The sequence below is a fragment of the Vibrio sp. Vb1574 genome (assembly GCF_033338675.1).
In genome coordinates this window covers 1-1,028 of sequence record NZ_JAWOTC010000477.1, presented here as the reverse complement: position 1 = coordinate 1,028, position 1,028 = coordinate 1, and the positions used below count along the sequence as shown (strand labels likewise).

The window sequence follows — 1,028 nt, the reverse complement described above, 5'->3', positions numbered from 1 at the left end:
GATCCCTCAGCACTTCTACAAAGACGTAATGTTAGGTAAAAGCCCAACTCTTGCATACGCAGCAGACGCCTCTTACTTCTTGGTTTACGGCACGGTCGTTGAAGGTTTAGCTCAAGCAGGCGGTACATTAGGCGCACAAGTTAAAGTCAGTAAAATGGTGATTGAAGGCGTACCGCTTAGTTTGGCGAGCCACAATTACTCTGCTATCAAGCTGAACATGAAACCGACCTTTAACCCAACGATGGGCTATATCGAATACGTGGTTCCTGCTGTCTTTGTGCTGATTTTACAGCAAACACTTATTATGGCAGTTGGCTTGCAAACCGGTTCGCAGCGTCATGGCCGAGGCTACTGGTCTCAGGTATCAACCGGGTCATTGTTATTGGTAAGAACGTTGGTGTTTATTGCCATTTATTACTTACTGAGCGCGTATTACTTTGGTTTTAGCTTCGAACGTCTGAGTGTGAATCACATTGCCAAAGCAGGTGAGCTCTTAACCATGCTTTTCCCGTTCTTGCTGGGTTGTTGTGGGTTAGGCTTTTGGCTTGGCTATCTACTACCAAGAAGAGAACTGGTCACCTTGGTGGTTCTAGTCAGTTCAATGCCTCTCATCTTTTTAGCGGGCTTCATTTGGCCAGTTGAATCGATACCTGCTCCACTACTTTGGATAGCCGATTTGAGCCCGAGTACTTGGGCAATAAAAGGCTTCTTGGCGCTCAACCAAATGGGCGCGACATGGCAGCAAGTTGCCAAACATTGGACAGCATTGTGGTTGCTTGTTGCGCTATGGGGTGGCGTGGCGTATTGGATAGCAAAACGTAACAACAAACCCGTTGTTACCGAAAGCCTAAGTTAGTTTTTCTCTGCAGCTCAAAGAGATAAGTTGACAGAAATCACAATTCCATGACCAGATGAACAACAAAGGGGGCGAACTATCGCCCCCTTTGTTGTATTTGAACGCCTCACAACCTCAGATTGAAATTGACTTTAATCAAGGATTCGTCCGATAAATAACTTTAAACATTTGT

General features: G+C 45.5%; 1 protein-coding gene. It reads left to right on the top strand.

Annotated elements, in window-relative coordinates:
• Positions 1 to 856: ABC transporter permease (locus R7O12_RS26995; protein ID WP_318127131.1), on the top strand; the 856-nt coding region annotated here is incomplete at its 5' end.
• Positions 857 to 1,028 lie beyond the last annotated feature (172 nt).